This is a genomic window from Carboxylicivirga linearis, assembly GCF_018271995.1.
GTDB classification, from domain to species: Bacteria; Bacteroidota; Bacteroidia; order Bacteroidales; family Marinilabiliaceae; genus Carboxylicivirga; species Carboxylicivirga linearis.
The window spans coordinates 15,046-31,565 of record NZ_JAGUCO010000003.1 but is presented as its reverse complement, the minus strand read 5'-3'; the positions used below and the strand labels follow the sequence as shown (position 1 = coordinate 31,565).

Annotated in this window: 14 protein-coding genes; 9 read left to right on the top strand and 5 right to left on the bottom strand. The window is 37.9% G+C overall.

The window, feature by feature from the left end; all coding sequences use genetic code 11:
- Positions 1-71: 71 nt before the first annotated feature.
- Together ggt and KEM10_RS05740 are read right to left on the bottom strand one after the other, a co-directional pair.
- Positions 72-1,757 carry a gamma-glutamyltransferase gene (gene ggt, locus KEM10_RS05745; protein ID WP_212214621.1) on the bottom strand — a complete coding sequence of 562 codons (1,686 nt, stop codon included), beginning with the start codon at positions 1,755-1,757 and terminating at the stop codon, positions 72-74.
- A gap of 103 nt (positions 1,758-1,860) precedes the next feature.
- Positions 1,861-2,073 (bottom strand): hypothetical protein, encoded by a 213-nt coding sequence (locus KEM10_RS05740; RefSeq protein WP_212214617.1) that lies wholly within the window; start codon positions 2,071-2,073, stop codon positions 1,861-1,863.
- Positions 2,074-2,423: 350 nt separating this feature from the next.
- Here KEM10_RS05740 and KEM10_RS05735 point away from each other — a divergent pair, with 350 nt between their 5' ends.
- From KEM10_RS05735 to pdxA, 9 genes are all read left to right on the top strand, one after another.
- On the top strand, positions 2,424-3,302 hold the full coding sequence (locus tag KEM10_RS05735; protein ID WP_212214614.1) for a M23 family metallopeptidase: 879 nt from the start codon (positions 2,424-2,426) through the stop codon (positions 3,300-3,302).
- Between the two features lie 29 nt (positions 3,303-3,331).
- Positions 3,332-4,492: a 1-deoxy-D-xylulose-5-phosphate reductoisomerase gene (locus KEM10_RS05730; RefSeq protein ID WP_212214610.1), complete on the top strand. Its 1,161-nt coding sequence runs from the start codon at positions 3,332-3,334 to the stop codon at positions 4,490-4,492.
- A 122-nt stretch (positions 4,493-4,614) separates the two neighbouring features.
- On the top strand, positions 4,615-5,934 hold the full coding sequence (rseP, locus tag KEM10_RS05725; RefSeq protein WP_212214607.1) for an RIP metalloprotease RseP: 1,320 nt from the start codon (positions 4,615-4,617) through the stop codon (positions 5,932-5,934).
- Positions 5,935-5,975: 41 nt separating this feature from the next.
- Positions 5,976-6,194 carry a twin-arginine translocase TatA/TatE family subunit gene (gene tatA, locus KEM10_RS05720; RefSeq protein WP_212214604.1) on the top strand — a complete coding sequence of 73 codons (219 nt, stop codon included), beginning with the start codon at positions 5,976-5,978 and terminating at the stop codon, positions 6,192-6,194.
- 94 nt (positions 6,195-6,288) lie between these two features.
- Positions 6,289-7,485 (top strand): lytic transglycosylase domain-containing protein, encoded by a 1,197-nt coding sequence (locus KEM10_RS05715; protein WP_212214601.1) that lies wholly within the window; start codon positions 6,289-6,291, stop codon positions 7,483-7,485.
- 21 nt (positions 7,486-7,506) lie between these two features.
- Positions 7,507-8,502 carry a DUF4837 family protein gene (locus tag KEM10_RS05710; RefSeq protein ID WP_212214599.1) on the top strand — a complete coding sequence of 332 codons (996 nt, stop codon included), beginning with the start codon at positions 7,507-7,509 and terminating at the stop codon, positions 8,500-8,502.
- The gene (locus tag KEM10_RS05705) at positions 8,502-8,906 is read left to right on the top strand and encodes a hypothetical protein (protein WP_212214597.1); all 405 of its coding nucleotides are present in this window, start codon (positions 8,502-8,504) and stop codon (positions 8,904-8,906) included. The genes KEM10_RS05710 and KEM10_RS05705 overlap by 1 nt, the downstream gene beginning before the upstream one ends.
- Before the next feature lie 20 nt (positions 8,907-8,926).
- A complete protein-coding gene (locus tag KEM10_RS05700) occupies positions 8,927-10,360 on the top strand; it encodes a leucyl aminopeptidase family protein (RefSeq protein WP_212214595.1) in 1,434 nt (477 codons plus the stop codon).
- 112 nt (positions 10,361-10,472) lie between these two features.
- Positions 10,473-11,537 (top strand): 4-hydroxythreonine-4-phosphate dehydrogenase PdxA, encoded by a 1,065-nt coding sequence (gene pdxA / locus KEM10_RS05695; protein WP_212214591.1) that lies wholly within the window; start codon positions 10,473-10,475, stop codon positions 11,535-11,537.
- Between the two features lie 123 nt (positions 11,538-11,660).
- Here pdxA and infB read toward each other — a convergent pair whose 3' ends face one another.
- From infB to rimP, 3 genes are all read right to left on the bottom strand, one after another.
- Positions 11,661-14,648, bottom strand: a complete 2,988-nt coding sequence (infB, locus tag KEM10_RS05690) for a translation initiation factor IF-2 (RefSeq protein WP_212214588.1) — start codon at positions 14,646-14,648, stop codon at positions 11,661-11,663.
- A gap of 66 nt (positions 14,649-14,714) precedes the next feature.
- On the bottom strand, positions 14,715-15,950 hold the full coding sequence (gene nusA / locus KEM10_RS05685; RefSeq protein ID WP_212214585.1) for a transcription termination factor NusA: 1,236 nt from the start codon (positions 15,948-15,950) through the stop codon (positions 14,715-14,717).
- 12 nt (positions 15,951-15,962) lie between these two features.
- Positions 15,963-16,427, bottom strand: a complete 465-nt coding sequence (gene rimP, locus KEM10_RS05680; protein ID WP_212214584.1) for a ribosome assembly cofactor RimP — start codon at positions 16,425-16,427, stop codon at positions 15,963-15,965.
- Between the last annotated feature and the right edge of the window lie 93 nt (positions 16,428-16,520).

Below are 16,520 nucleotides of genomic sequence, written 5' to 3'. Positions count from 1 at the left end.
TTTTGATTAGTTACATGAATTTGTCGTTTGACTGCGACTTTATATCAACAAATAGAATTGCACCAACTGCATCAATATCCTGCTGCCTGACCATCTTTACGCGATTCTGATGCTCCTTTGTATACTTTTTGTTCGGCATCATACCATATTGCCTGATATCCACCATATTCACCCGGAGAATAAGCAACCCTATGTCTCATTTTTGTTAATTCTAAAATTTGTTCAGCATCAAAACCAGTTTCCACATGAACTTCTCCTCTTCCTTCTGATGATTGACCTGTAGGAGTAGATGAGCCATGATGACTAAAACGTGGTGCATCGCCTGCTTCCTGCAAATTCATTCCAAAATCAATCAGATTCATTAGTATTTGGACATGGCCCTGAGGTTGAAAATCACCTCCCATAACCCCAAAGCTCATAACAGGCATTCCATCCTTTGTTACAAAGGCCGGTATAATAGTATGAAAAGGTCTTTTCCCAGGCTCAAAAACATTTGCCTGGGTTGGCTGCAATGAAAACAGCTCACCTCTATCCTGCAACATAAACCCCAGTTCAGGTGGTACCATTCCTGATCCCATACCCCGATAATTACTTTGTATTAACGAAATCATATTCCCCCATTGATCGGCAACCGTATGGTAAACGGTTTCACCGGCACTTACTTTGCCGGCATTGTATTTCCCGGCTGTATTCTCATCTACTAGCGCACGTCTTCTGTTACCATATTCATCTGAAATTAATTCTTCCACCGGAACATCCACTTGATGCATATCAGCATAGTACTTTGCTCTATCTTCAAAAGCTAACTTTTTAGCTTCTGTCACCAAATGTAAATGACGTGCTGTACCATACTCTTCTTTCCTAAAATTATAACCTTTTAAAATTGACAACATTTGAAGAGCAGTAATTCCCTGCCCATTGGGAGGAAGCTCCCAAACATCATAACCTCTGTAATTAACCGATACCGGATCAACCCATTCACTTTTATGCGCTGCCAAATCATTCTCAGATAAAAAACCTCCCTCACTTTGAATAAAATCAGCTATTGTTTTGGCTATTTTTCCTTTATAAAAACCATCCCTCCCTTTGTCTGCTAACACTTTATATGTATTTGCTAAATAAGGATTTTTAAAAATCTGACCTTTATCAGGAGCCTTACCATTGATGGTATAGGTGTTGGTGACATTGGGATATACTTTAAAACGATCTACTGACAAATTCCAATAAAAAGCAATCAACTCTGACAATGGAAATCCATCCTCTGCATAAGAAATAGCAGGTTGCAGAACCTCTTTCATGCTCAATTTTCCGAATTTGGAGTGCAACTCAAACCAGGCATCTACACATCCGGAAACAGTTACAGGTAATGGTCCATAAGCTGGTATTTTATCTAAACCTTGCTTTTTAAAATAATCAAGAGTAAGATTCTTTGGAGAACGTCCGCTACCATTTAACCCGTATAGCTTTTGAGTTTTAGCATCCCATACTATGGCAAATAAATCTCCACCAATACCAGAACCGGTTGGCTCCATTAACCCCAATGCAGCATTGGCAGCAATGGCAGCATCAATTGCTGAACCTCCTTTTTTAAGAATATCTAAACCAATTTGTGTTGCTAAAGGCTGACTTGTACATACCATGCCATTTTTTGCAATAACCTCACTGCGCGAAGCAAAATTTCGCCCGGTTATTCTATCCTGAGCATGACAAAAAAATGGAATAAGAACTAATAATAAAAGGATGATTTTTAAATTCATAACTGCAATTATCTATGTTACATTTATTAAATGTATAAAAAAACAGCGAAAGACTCTATTTACTAGACTCTTTCGCTGTTCAAAAACTTATTATTGAATAAACTTATGCTCTCGCCAACCTACTTTCTGGCCTGTTTAAATAATTATAAAAGATACCAATCAGTAGATTATTGTCCATTTCGGGACTTATTGGAATAAGCAAATCTGCAAATGTATCTACAAATGAAATTTGCAATTCGTTTCTTTTAGGAAAATCAATACCAACAACTTTTGTATGAGTTCTAATTTCTCCTAATGCTGTAATTAAATTAACCATTTTCTTTCCTTTTAGCGTTTAGTTTGCCGTCCGCCATCTTCTGTTTTCCAAGTGTAAAAATAGATGGCACATAGCACTCTGCCAAAGGATTGAAAAGCTTTTCCATCAGAACAGAATTCCAATCGACAAACTACCGGTTTATACAGGATGAATGAAATGGCTAGTAGATGAACACTGCTTTTTTAGTGGTTAACGAATAAAATTTTGCAATTCTCATCGAAAACAATGATCACTTTCTTTTGGACAGATCTATTTTTGAGAGGTTGATACCCAAAAGTAAATGATGAAATCAACTGCATAATTAATCAGATTTTTTACCTTTGCTTGCGTTGAAAAATCTTCATCAATAAATGGCAAAAGTAGAGAAAAGCAAATCACTCGTTGACAAGCTGAGACACAAATATCGTCTGGCAGTTTTTAATGAACAAACATTTGAAGAAGTATTTGGAATGAGGCTTTCGAGGCTAAATGTTTTCATTACCATAGGTATTACTTCTATTGTATTAATTGTATTTGTCATTTATCTCATTGCTTTTACAGGCTTACGTGAATATATTCCAGGTTATCCATCTGGGCACGAACGTCGATTAATTATTCAAAACACTCAAAGGGTAGACAGTTTAATATGGGAAATTGAACGTCGTGATAAATTTTTTCGTGACATTAGAGCCATTATGTCAGGCGAATTACCTGAAGGAGCTACTGCTGAGGACATCGATAGCCTGAATGAATACAACAATAGTAAAATATCATTCAAAAAATCCGAAGAAGACTCTATTTTCAGAGAGCAGATAGAGCGAGAAGAGAAATTCAACCTATCAGCTTTTGAGACCACAAGCAACAAGCTGGAGCTTGAACATCGCTTTCTGTTTACTCCGCTAAAAGGCGTTGTTGTTAATAAATTTGGTGAATCAGAAGGCCATTATGGAGTTGACATTGTAGCAAAAGAAGGTGCCAGGGTTAGTTCTGTACTAGAAGGAACCGTAATATTTACCGGTTGGACAGTTGAAACAGGATACGTAATCCAGGTGCAACATAGCCATAACCTCATTTCACTTTACAAGCATAACGAACGACTTTTAAAAAGCATGGGCGATAAAGTTCAGGCTGGCGAAGCCATTGCTCACGTAGGTAATTCAGGAGAATTTACCACCGGCCCACACCTGCATTTTGAGCTATGGTACAACGGTGTTGCCATTGATGCAGAACAATACATGTCGTTTGAATAAAGACAAAATAGATAGACAAGGGTAGATTCATGTTAAAAAAGATAGCGATTCTTGGATCAACAGGATCCATTGGTAAGCAAACACTGGAGGTAATTGAACAACATCCTGAAAACTTTTCAGTTGAAGTACTAACAGCTAATAATAGTGTTGAACTCTTAATTGAGCAAGCTACAAAATTCCAACCCAACACGGTTGTTATTGCTAACAAAGAGAAATACAAGCAGGTAAGCGATGCCTTATCAGAGCATGACATAAAGGTTTATGCAGGAGAAGAGTCTATTGCTCAGGTTGTACAAATGAACAGCATTGATATAGTACTAACGGCTATGGTAGGTTTTTCAGGATTACTGCCCACTGTTAATGCTATTAAAGCAGGCAAAACAATTGCTTTAGCCAACAAAGAAACCATGGTGGTAGCCGGTGACATTATCACTAAACTATCGCTGGAGCATAAAGTAAGTATTCTGCCTGTTGATTCAGAACACTCAGCTATTTTTCAATGCCTGGTAGGCGAATACCACAATCCGGTTGAAAAAATATACTTAACAGCTTCTGGTGGACCATTCCGAGGAAAAGATGTTGAATTCCTTAGAAAAGTTACCCGATGTCAGGCACTGAATCACCCCAACTGGAGCATGGGAGATAAAATAACCATCGATAGTGCCTCGTTGATGAACAAAGGCTTAGAAGCTATTGAAGCTCGCTGGTTATTTGGTTTGCGCCCCGACCAGATTGATATTGTCGTTCACCCTCAATCCATTGTACATTCATTGGTTCAATTCGAAGATGGTTCAATGAAGGCTCAGATGGGATTACCTGATATGCGATTACCCATTCAGTACGCTTTATCTTTTCCCGAGAGATTAAAAGTAAATTTTGAACGATTCAATTTCCTTGATTATCCATCTCTCACATTTGAAAAGGCCGACATTAATGTTTTTCGTAATCTCTACCTGGCATTTGAAGCCATGAAAAAGGGCGGAAACATGCCTTGTATATTAAATGCAGCCAACGAAATTGCCGTTGACCATTTTTTAAACAAGAACATTGGGTTTGTTGAAATGTCAGAAATCATAGAAAAAACAATGGAGCGGTCAACTTTTATCGACACTCCTACGTTTGATGATTACCTAAACTCGAATACTGAAGCACGGGAACTGGCTACTCAAATCATTATGAATAAAAAATAAATTACCGGTTTTATTAAAGTTTTATTCTGGAAACAACCGTTAGGTGTCCAATCTCACTTTTATTTAAACCCATTTGAATAGAAAAAGATATATTTGTTGCTTAATTACGAAAACTGAAATTAATGGATATTTTTATAAAAGCCGTTCAATTAATTCTGAGCCTTTCCATCCTTGTTATTTTACATGAGTTTGGACATTTCTTCTTTGCCCGACTTTTTAAAATCAGGGTTGAGAAATTTTATTTATTTTTCAATCCATGGTTCTCATTATTTAAATTTAAAAAGGGAGAAACTGAATACGGTGTTGGATGGTTGCCTTTAGGTGGTTATGTAAAAATTGCCGGTATGATAGACGAGTCGATGGATAAAGAAGCCATGGAACAGCCGGCTCAACCTTGGGAATTCAGATCAAAACCAGCTTGGCAAAGACTGTTAGTGATGGTAGGTGGTGTAGTTGTTAACTTCATCACAGCATTATTTATTTTCTGGATGATGCTTTACACCTGGGGCGAATCTTACATGCCGGTTGAAACAGCTAAATACGGTTTGTATTACCACGAGGTTGGTCATCAAATTGGTTTACAAGACGGAGACATCGTACTAAAGGTGGATGATTTCAATGTTGAATCGAGCGGTGATATTGCCCGTCTTATTCTTTTTGAAGATGGTAAACAATTAACAGTTAAACGTGGTGATGAAATCATTACCATTAACATCCCTGAAGAATATGATCAAACCTATTTAAAAAACGAGGTAAAGGATTTTGCTGGAATAAGAACTCCTGTTGTTGTTGCCGAAGTGATGAAAAACACGAACGCCGCAAAAGCGGGTCTTTTAGCAGGTGATAGCATAGTAAGCATCAATAATAAATCAACAGCCTTTTTCAATGATTTTACAAATGAGATGCAAAACCAGAAAGGGAAAGACATTGATTTAGGAATATATCGCGAAGGCCAACCGATGACATTGCTTGCGCAGGTATCAGAAAATGCAACATTGGGTTTTGATGCTAGTGGCGCTACTGGTTATGCTGCTATAAAAAGACACCAATATGGATTATGGGAAGCCTTTCCTAAAGGTTTTAAGATGGGATTCGAAATCCTTATCAACTACGTAAAACAAATGCGCTTGATATTTACCAAAGAAGGTGCTAAACAAGTTGGTGGTTTTGGCGCAATGGGAAAACTTTTCCCTTCTAGCTGGGACTGGTCAACCTTTTGGTTTAACACGGGGCTAATTTCACTAATCCTGGCATTTATGAATATCTTGCCTATTCCGGCTCTTGACGGTGGACACGTATTATTCTTACTTTACGAAATAGTTACAGGACGTAAACCGGGTGATAAATTTATGGAATATGCTCAGATTACAGGTATGATATTATTACTTGGATTGCTTCTTTTTGCCAACGGAAATGATATCTTTAAAGCCTTCTTTAAATAAGGGCAATTAATTAAATTTGTAGTAACAAAAACCAATTTACGATGAATCTAGCTTACGTTATGCTTTGGGCCCTACCAGGTGGACCAGAATGGATATTAATAATATTGGCTTTATTATTATTATTTGGAGGTCGTAAAATTCCTGAGTTGATGAAAGGCCTGGGCCAAGGAATGAAGGAGTTTAAAAAAGCCCGTAATGAAGAGGGCGCTGATAAATCTTCTGACGACAAAGACAAAAAAGAAAATAAAACTGCCGAGTAAAGGTGGTTTTACAAACATATTCAGGCCGCCTCTAACCTAGAGGTTTGGCCTTTTTGTATATTAATACTATACCCTTTCTAAAACAGGATGCGAGATGAGGATTGTTGTTTTATTACTGAGTTTACTGGCTTTTCAGCATGTTTTAGCTCAAAAAAGTGCCGAAGCACTTTTACCTCATTATCCGGATTGGATGTATAAAAACAGACTCCAGGAACTGGATCAAAAAACGCCTATTCATCTCGATTATAATTCACAGGTTCAAGCCTTTATTGAAGTATACACCGTAAAACGTCGCGAACATTTGTCCAATATAATTGGCCGTTCCGAAATGTACTTCCCTCTGTTCGAAGAGTATCTGGCAAAATATGATTTACCAATTGAATTAAAGTATCTGGCAATTGTTGAATCAGCATTGGATCCAAAAGCCAAATCAAAATCTGGAGCAATGGGGCTATGGCAGTTTCTGTATCATGCCTCTAAAATGTTTGAACTAAAGGTTGATACTTATGTTGATGAACGCTGTGATCCGGTAAAAAGCACCGAAGCCGCATGTAAATACCTTCAATATTTATATCACAATTTAAACGACTGGCAATTGGCACTGGCTGCCTATAATGGAGGTATTGGCGTGGTACAAAAAGCCATTGAACGATCGGGTGGTAAAACTGATTTTTGGGAGTTACAACCGTACTTGCCAGCAGCTGTAAAAAGTTACGTACCTGCCTTTATTGCTGTAAATTATGTAATGAATAATTACAACCGTCATGAAGTATCAGCCAATCCTCCGTTACTCGCATTTAATGACGTTGATACCGTTTATGTATCAAAACCTCTGACTTTTCAACAAGTAAGTAAAGCATCAGGTACATCTCTTGATATTCTGCGCTGGCTAAATCCTTCTTTCACCAAAGATTTTATTCCGGCTAATGATGAACCCACTCGTATTTTTCTACCCAAATCTAACATTGTCAATTTTGTCAAGTCAGAAAAAAGTTTGGAAGAAGCAGGCGGACCTGTTGTGAATATCAGACCGATTGGAGATATCTCAGGCCGTAAAAAAGTAAAACATATAGTTAGTAAAGGAGAATATTTCCATAAAATAGCCATTGACCATTATTGTCGCATTAGTGACATTATGCAATGGAACAAAATGAAGAATAGAGATTTGTATGTGGGGCAGCAATTAATTGTATGGCACCCCCTGAAAGATGATCGATATTTTTTTGTTGTTGGTGAGATATTGCATCCTGAAAAACTAAATTGGAAAGAAAGCCTTTTGGCAACTGAATAACAGATATAAAATCAATTTATTATGAGTAAATACATCAAACAATACGGACTGCTCCTTTTAGTGAGCTTACTGCTTTTTTCCTGTAAGGATAAAAAAAGCAATGCAAAACCTAATGTTGCCGGTAAAGCTGGAGAACTTCTTATTGTGATGGATGATAAAATAAAACAATCAGAAGCAGGAAAAGAGCTTCAAAGAGCTGTACTTGAATTGTACCTGGGGCTTCCTCAAGAAGAACCGCATTTTGATATGCTCATAACTCCTCACCGAGGTTTCTCATCGTATTTTAAAACATTCAGGAACCTTATTGTAACAGACGTTTCTCCCAATATCAAAACCGATACCATTAAGTATTATCGCGACTATTGGGCTCGACCTCAGTCAATGGTTCGTATTTCGGCTAAAGACACTGTTGCCATGCGCCAAATAGTTGAAAGGCACACCATGAAAATGTTAAGTTTCTTCAACCGTGCTGAAAGAGAGCGCAACATTCAATACTTTAAAGCAACTCCTAATTCTGAATTAATTGATACTATTAAGAAAGTATGGAACGTGAAACTAAACATTCCTGCTAATTTTAAGAAACGTAATACCAAACCTGGAATTACATGGCTGGGAGAAGATACGGAATGGGGAAGTCAAGGCTTTATGGTTTATGAATTCCCGTATATTGGTGAAGGAACTTTCTCAAGAGAATATTTACTTAATAAAAGAGATTCAATCCTCCATAAAAATATTCCGGGCCCTAGTGCCGGATCGTATATGACCACAGAACATAAATACCCTCCAGTATACAAAAAGACTACCATTAACGATATACCAGTGGTGGAGTTAAGAGGTTTATGGAAAGTTCAGAACGACATGATGGGTGGGGCTTTTATATTGCATGCACACCATGATGTAGCCAACAATAGAGTGGTTGTTACCGATGGATTTGTTTACTCTCCTGAAAAACCAGATAAAAGAGATAAGATAAGACAACTTGAAGCATTAATGTACACCTTTAACTTTCTTAAATAATGCTTCCCGAACTCAATCGACAAGCTCTGCTGCAAGCATGCTCCCGCGAAGATTTAATTAGAAAAACGGCAGCTCAGATTATAAAAGACTTTGCTGAATTTGGACTTGAAGTGACTTTTTCAGGTAGTGTAGAGAACTTTTATGATGAACTTTTCGGGCAGATGAAAACACATATTAATGCCATTTTAGGTGAGCATTATACCCGTTTTCTAAGCTTCTTGTATCGTATTGATGTAACCGAAAATCAGGTAGCACAATATCAGCAAGAAATGATTGATGCCAGTTACGAAGATGCTTTAACTGAACTTATAATACATCGCGAATTAAAAAAGGTAATGATTCGTGAGTACTTTAAAGCACAAAATTCATCAACCGAAAGTGATTCTAATTTGTTGGATATCTAATAACTGTAATTTAAAATAACATGATACTTAAAATAAAACACACCAGCGAAAAACCAAGCGGTGTTAGAAACCTGTTTTTAGTAAATGACACTTCATCTTTAAAAGATTTTGGCTTTAATGCTGATGCTTTAGCATATGTAAAGCTTAAAGAAGAAGCCAAAGAAAAGTTAATCACCATCAAGGCATACAACATAACTTACTATGTTGTAATTGTTGATAAAGGTGAATTAAACGATAAATCACTTGAAGTACTGCGCAAAAATGGTCACACCATCACTTCAGGCATGCGTAAAGATAAAGAAGAAGCAATCTGCGTCTATGATTCAACTGGCAACAAAGAAGCTGTTCTGGCATTGACTGAAGGATTGGCTCTCTCAACATATCAATTCGATAAATATCTTAGTAAGAAGGATAAAAGCTTTGGTGAGTTCAACATCTGGGTGGCTACACCTGTAGTTAATCAAGAAGATTTAAATGAACTACAATTGCTTTGTGAAAGTGTATTTGCAACGCGCGATTTAGTTAATGAGCCTGTTTCTACCATGGATGTGGCAGAATTATCAAAAACGATTGAGCAGCTTGGTGAAAAACATGGCTTCACCGTTGAAATATTTAATAAAACTAAACTTGAGTCGCTTAAGTTTGGTGGATTACTTGGAGTAAACAAAGGTAGCATTGACCCTCCGGCTTTTCATATTTTGGAATGGAAACCCCAAAATGCTACCAATACTAAACCAGTTGTTTTGGTTGGTAAAGGAGTTGTTTTTGATACAGGTGGCATTAACCTAAAAACTCCTCCGGGAAGTTTAGACGACATGAAATCGGATATGGGTGGTGCTGCATCTGTTGTTGGTGCACTTACAGCTGTTTCAGCCAATAAATTACCGGTTCATGTTATTGGATTAATTCCGGCAACTGATAACCGACCTGGAGGCAATGCAATTGTTCCAGGCGATATTCTCTCGATGCATAACGGTACAACTGTTGAAATACTAAACACTGATGCCGAAGGTCGTTTGATTTTAGCTGACGCTTTAAGTTACTCTAAAAAGTACGACCCGGAATTGGTTATTGATCTGGCAACGCTTACCGGAAGTGCTGTTATGGCCATTGGACATTATGCGACGGTAGGAATGGGTACAGCGGATAGTACTATTTTTGATGAATTAACCAAGAGTGGCTATAGAGTGAACGAACGTGTTGTACAATTTCCATTCTGGGATGATTATGATGATTTAATTAAATCAGAAGTGGCAGACATCAAAAATATTGGTGGACGCGAAGGAGGTTCTATCACAGCAGGTAAATTCTTAAGTCATTTTGTTGAGGCACCCTGGATTCACCTTGATATTGCCGGACCAGCATTCGTAAGAAAGGAAGATAGTTATAGAGGATTTGGCGCATCTGGTGTTGGAGTCCGTTTGCTTTATGATTTTCTTAAAAGCAGATCGTAAACACAAAGGATTTAGGTAAATAATACAATCGCTCTGGTTTTATTCGGGCTAATGAGTCATTTTTATTACTTTAGTCTGATAAATCGTCTACTAGAGGCACAACAGCATAAATATGAGTGAAAACAAAATAAAAGTCGGTATAACCCATGGCGATATTAATGGCATTGGTTATGAAGTTATTTTTAAAACACTTGCCGACAACCGTATATTCGAGTCTTTCATCCCTGTTATTTACGGCTCATCTAAAGTAGCTGCTTATCATCGGAAAGCTTTAAACATTCCTAATTTTAGCTTAAACAGCATTCGTAATGTTGATGATGCTCATAATAAGCGTATCAATATTATCAACTGTTTGGATGATAACATCAGGGTTGAATTAGGCAAGACAACTACCATTGGTGGTGATGCTGCTTTTAAAGCGCTGGAGTTGGCTGTAACAGACCTTAAAGAAGGTAAGATTGATGTTTTGGTAACAGCTCCTATCAACAAAAAGAATATCCAATCAGAGTCTTTTAATTTTCCGGGACATACTGAGTACCTAGAACAACAAGCTGGAGATGGCAAGGCCTTAATGCTTATGGTTTCTGAAAACATGAAGGTAGGTGTAGTAGCCGGACATGTTGCTCTTAAAGATGTTCCTTCTAAAATCACTAAAGAATCGATTCTAACCAAGTTACGTACACTTAATGAAACCCTGGTAATGGATTTTTCTATACGTAAACCCAGAATTGCAGTATTAGGGTTGAATCCCCATGCTGGCGATCAGGGAGTGTTGGGAACAGAAGAGCAGGATATTATCATTCCGGCATTAGATGAAGCCAAAAAAGAAGGAATTATGGCTTTAGGTCCATATCCTGCTGATGGATTATTTGGAAGCGAACAATTCAAAAATTTTGATGCTATCCTGGCAATGTATCACGATCAGGGATTGGCTCCGTTTAAAGCATTGACCTTTTCAAAAGGAGTAAATTACACTGCTGGATTGCCTTTTATTCGCACTTCACCAGACCATGGAACTGCTTTTGAAATTGCCGGTCAGGATAAGGCTAATTTTGAATCATTCCGTCAGGCTGTTTATTTAGCTATTGATGTTTGCCATAACAGGGCCGAAAACAAAGAACTTCATAAAAACCCATTGAAAACTCATGATTTAAGCGAGTTAGAAGGGAACGAATAAAAAGATAATTTTCAATTTTTTAAAAGCAGCTAATTATTTGGCTGCTTTTTTATTTATTCAATTTCTTGAACAATAAAAAAGCCCGACTAATTTAGCCGGGCTCTGATATATCTTAAAGTTGATTTACAACTTTCTGCTTACTTCTACTTCTTCGTAGGCTTCGACTACATCACCTACCTTAATATCGTTGAATTTCTCGATATTCAAACCACATTCGTAACCAGTAGCAACCTCTTTCACATCATCCTTAAAGCGTTTCAGTGAACCAAGTTCGCCTGTGTAAACCACAATACCTTCGCGAATCACACGTATCTTATTTGTACGCTTGATTTTTCCTTCTTTCACCATACAACCGGCAATTGTACCTACTTTCGAGATTTTAAATACCTCACGTATTTCAACAGTTGCGGTAATTTGCTCTTTAATCTCAGGCGAAAGCATTCCTTCCATTGCTGATTTCAATTCTTCGATAGCATCGTAAATAATTGAATACAGACGGATATCGATTTCTTCCTTCTCGGCAATTCGGCGAGCAGTTAATGATGGACGTACCTGGAAACCTACAACGATCGCATTAGATGCTGCAGCCAACATAATATCCGATTCAGAAATCTGACCTACCGCCTTGTGAATTACATTAACCTGAATTTCTTCTGTAGAAAGCTTGATTAATGAGTCAGAAAGTGCTTCAATAGAACCATCCACATCACCTTTTACAATCACGTTTAATTCCTGGAAGTTTCCAATTGCAATACGACGACCAATTTCATCCAGCGTAATATGTTTCTTAGTACGCATACCTTGCTCACGCTGTAACTGTTCACGTTTGGTAGCAATATCCTTCGCTTCACGCTCATCTTCCATTACATTGATACGCTCACCAGCTTGTGGTGCACCATTCAATCCAAGAACCAAAGCTGGCTCTGATGGTCCAACAGCCTCTACTTTTTGATTACGCTCATTAAACATGGCCTTAACGTGACCAATGTGCGAACCTGAAAGCATCATATCACCCACACGTAAAGTACCACCTTGTACCAACAATGTTGTTACGAAACCACGCCCTTTATCCAATGATGATTCAATAACACTACCCACGGCACGTTTCTTCGGATCGGCTTTCAATTCTAAAAGATCAGCTTCCAGCAATACTTTTTCAAGCAAGTCTTCAATATTCACACCATTCTTGGCAGATATCTCCTGACACTGATATTTTCCACCCCAGTCTTCAACCAGGTAATTCATATTAGCCAGTTCTTCACGAATTCTATCCGGATTAGCACCTGGCTTATCAATTTTGTTAATAGCAAATACAATTGGCACCCCTGCTGCAGAAGCGTGATTGATTGCTTCAACAGTCTGTGGCATCACATTGTCATCTGCCGCTACAATAATAATTGCAATATCGGTAATTTGAGCACCACGGGCACGCATCGCAGTAAACGCCTCGTGACCCGGTGTATCTAAGAAGGTAATCTGACGACCACTTTCTATTTTTACACTATAAGCTCCAATGTGCTGGGTAATCCCCCCTGCCTCACCGGCAATTACGTTGGCTTTACGGATATGGTCAAGCAACGATGTTTTACCGTGGTCAACGTGTCCCATCACTGTAACGATCGGTGGACGAGAAATCATATCTTCCTCTTTATCCTCCTCTTCGATGATTGATTCAGCAACATCGGCACTCACAAACTCAATGGTATAACCGAATTCTTCCGCTACTAATGAAAGAGTTTCAGCATCCAAACGTTGGTTGATAGAAACAAACATACCTAAACTCATACAAGTAGAGATAATTTGATTCACCTGTACATCCATCATGTTAGCCAATTCATTGGCAGTAACAAACTCGGTTACTTTCAATATTGACTTTTCTTTTTCGATTTGTTCCAAATCGGCTTGCTGACGCTGCGATTGGGCCTCACGTTTTTCACGACGGTGTTTTGCACCCTTACTCTTACCTTTTGATGTCAAACGAGCAAGAGTATCTTTAATTTGCTTTTGTACATCTTCTTCGTTAATCTCGGCCTTTTGCGGACGTTTCTTAACTTTCAGATTACGTTTTGGACGATCTTTTCTTTCGCCTTGAGGCTTTTTATTATCGCCTCCGCCACCTTGCGGTTGCTGTTGCTTTTGGTTGATATCAACCTTTTCTTTATCTTTTTTGATGCGCTTACGCTTGCGCTTCTTAACGTTCTCTTTGTTTCCTTCAGATTTAGTTGGTGTTGTAGGTAAATCAATTTTACCAACTACTGTAGGACCAGATAATTTTTTAACCTGTGTTGGACGGAAAGCACTTTCATCACCCTCTTTCTTTTCTCCTTCTGCTTTGGCCTCTTTAGGTTGCTCTTCCTTTTTCACAACTTTAGGCTTTTTCTCAACTTTTGGAGTTTCCTTCTTCACCACCTCCTTCTTAGGTGCTTCTTGCTTTGGCTGTTCCTTTTTAGGAGCCTCTTCCTTCGGTGCCTCAGCTTTTGGAGTCTCAGCTTTTGGAGTCTCAGCTTTTGGAGTCTCTTTTTTAGGCGGATTCAAATCAATCTTACCAACCACCTTAGTTTCAGCAACCGGATCAACCTTCGTTGGAATGTGTTCAGGTTTTTTGGCAACCTTAGGCTTTTCCTCAACAGGTTTTTCTGCTTTCGGTTCTTCCTTCTTCGCTTCAACAGGCTTAGGAGCTGCTTCCTTTTTAGGAGCCTCTTCCTTCGGTGCCTCAGCTTTAGGAGCCTCTTTTTTCGGTTCTGCCTTTTTAGGTGGATTCAAATCAATTTTGCCCACCACTTTGGGTCCTTTTGATTCAACTTTTCGCTCTTCGGCAGCAGGAGCTTCCTCTTCTTTTTCACTACCTGAGTCAAGATCATCACGAACATCTTCGATCGAAATCGATTCTTTTCTTGATTTATCTTTCAATTTGGTTAGCTTTTCTGATTCTTTTTTTACATTAGAATCACTACGGTATTCTTGAGCCAGTACTGAATACATTTCTTCAGATACCTTTGTATTAGGGTTACCTTCAACCTTATACCCTTTTTTATGCAAGAATTCCACAATGGTGCTAATTCCAACATTGAATTCACGAGCTACTTTACTAAGTCTTTTTCCAACTGCCATATAACAGGACTATTCTTTACAAGTTAATTTTGTTTGGACAATGCTTTGCGAGGCAAATATAGCGAATTATTCAAATTCAGCGCTTAATATGCTTCTAATCTCACGAATGGTTTCTTCTTCCAAATCAGTACGTTTCACTAAATCTTCCAATGACAGATCCAGTACTGATTTTGCTGTGTCGCATCCTATGGCCTTCAATTCGTCCAAAACCCAAGCTTCAATTTCATCAGAGAATTCATCCAACTTAACGTCTTCATCATCCTCGTCTACTTCACGATATACATCCAACTCATAACCGGTTAACTGACCAGCTAATCGAATGTTCAATCCACCTTTACCAATAGCTAAAGATACTTCTTCAGGACGCAAATAAACTTCAGCACGACCTTCGTCTTCCAAAATTTTGATATTAACAATTTTGGCTGGATTTAATGCTCTCTGAATGAATAATTGTGTATTGGCGGTGTAATTGATTACGTCAATATTTTCGTTACGTAATTCACGAACAATTCCGTGAATTCTAGATCCTTTCATTCCTACACAAGCACCTACCGGATCAATTCTTTCATCATACGATTCAACTGCTACTTTTGCTCTTTCGCCCGGAACACGTACAATCTTCTTAATGGTAATCAGGCCATCAAAAATTTCAGGTACTTCCAATTCGAAAAGACGCTCAAGGAACACAGGAGATGTACGAGATAAAATAATCAATGGATTATTGTTTCTGATCTCAACCTTAATTACGACCGCTCTAACATTATCGCCTTTACGGAAGAAATCGGAAGGAATTTGTTCTGCTTTAGGCAAAATTAATTCATTTCCTTCGTCATCAATAATCAGAATTTCTCTTTTCCAAATCTGGTAAACCTCACCGGTAACAACTTCACCGATACGGTCTTTATACTTGTGATAAATATTATCTTTTTCTAACTCCAAAATACGAGCTGACAGATTTTGTCTTAGGCTCAAAATAGCACGACGTCCAAAATCAAGGAATTTAACTTCATCAGTTACTTCCTCGCCCAACTCATAATCTTCATCAATTTTTTTAGCCTCAGTTAAAGAAATCTGAAGGTTTGGATCTTCCAAGTCTTCATCTTTCACCACCTCGCGGTTACGCCATATTTCAAAGTCACCCTTATCATCGTTGATAATTACGTCGAAATTCTCATCCGTACCAAATCGTTTAATTAAAACACTACGAAATGAATCCTCTAAAACACTGATCATTGTTGCACGATCAATATTTTTTAATTCTTTGAACTCTGAAAACGTATCTATCAGATTAATATTTTCCATATCTCGGAATATTTAAAAAGATATAATGTCTTTTATCTGTTTAACCTCATCAAATTTAAAATCAACTACCTGCACCTGCAATTCCTTACGCTTCTTTCCTTCTACTTTAACCATTTCTTCAATTTCAACGCTAAAGCCGTCTTCTGCAACTGCAGTTAATTTACCTTTAATTTTTTTGCCATCAGCGGTAAGAATTTCAACTTCATTATTCAAATTCTTATGATATTGCTTTAAAACCTTAAAAGGCTGACCAATACCTGCTGAAGCCACTTCTAACTCAAAGTCTTCCTGATCACGATCTAAATTCGCTTCTATCAATTTGCTAACTTCGATGCAATAACTGATAGGAATACCATTGTAGCTATCAATTGTCAAAGCAATTTTATTGCCTGGACGCACTGCTAATTCAACGATAAATACCTCATCGTCTTCAAACTTAGCTGCAACAATATTTTCTATTAACGTCGGATCAATCATTCTTTAATGTAATAAAATAGGGGACTACAATCGTCCCCTATACCTTTTTTCGGTAAATCTCCGCAAAGATAACTATTAATCAGTATTATTCCA

Bases quoted from the DNA above. Each gene is read 5' to 3' on its own strand.
- ggt (WP_212214621.1), bottom strand. From the start codon at position 1,757: ATGAATTTAAAAATCATCCTTTTATTATTAGTTCTTATTCCATTTTTT.
- KEM10_RS05740 (WP_212214617.1), bottom strand. From the start codon at position 2,073: ATGGTTAATTTAATTACAGCATTAGGAGAAATTAGAACTCATACAAAA.
- KEM10_RS05735 (WP_212214614.1), top strand. From the start codon at position 2,424: ATGGCAAAAGTAGAGAAAAGCAAATCACTCGTTGACAAGCTGAGACAC.
- KEM10_RS05730 (WP_212214610.1), top strand. From the start codon at position 3,332: ATGTTAAAAAAGATAGCGATTCTTGGATCAACAGGATCCATTGGTAAG.
- rseP (WP_212214607.1), top strand. From the start codon at position 4,615: ATGGATATTTTTATAAAAGCCGTTCAATTAATTCTGAGCCTTTCCATC.
- tatA (WP_212214604.1), top strand. From the start codon at position 5,976: ATGAATCTAGCTTACGTTATGCTTTGGGCCCTACCAGGTGGACCAGAA.
- KEM10_RS05715 (WP_212214601.1), top strand. From the start codon at position 6,289: ATGAGGATTGTTGTTTTATTACTGAGTTTACTGGCTTTTCAGCATGTT.
- KEM10_RS05710 (WP_212214599.1), top strand. From the start codon at position 7,507: ATGAGTAAATACATCAAACAATACGGACTGCTCCTTTTAGTGAGCTTA.
- KEM10_RS05705 (WP_212214597.1), top strand. From the start codon at position 8,502: ATGCTTCCCGAACTCAATCGACAAGCTCTGCTGCAAGCATGCTCCCGC.
- KEM10_RS05700 (WP_212214595.1), top strand. From the start codon at position 8,927: ATGATACTTAAAATAAAACACACCAGCGAAAAACCAAGCGGTGTTAGA.
- pdxA (WP_212214591.1), top strand. From the start codon at position 10,473: ATGAGTGAAAACAAAATAAAAGTCGGTATAACCCATGGCGATATTAAT.
- infB (WP_212214588.1), bottom strand. From the start codon at position 14,648: ATGGCAGTTGGAAAAAGACTTAGTAAAGTAGCTCGTGAATTCAATGTT.
- nusA (WP_212214585.1), bottom strand. From the start codon at position 15,950: ATGGAAAATATTAATCTGATAGATACGTTTTCAGAGTTCAAAGAATTA.
- rimP (WP_212214584.1), bottom strand. From the start codon at position 16,427: ATGATTGATCCGACGTTAATAGAAAATATTGTTGCAGCTAAGTTTGAA.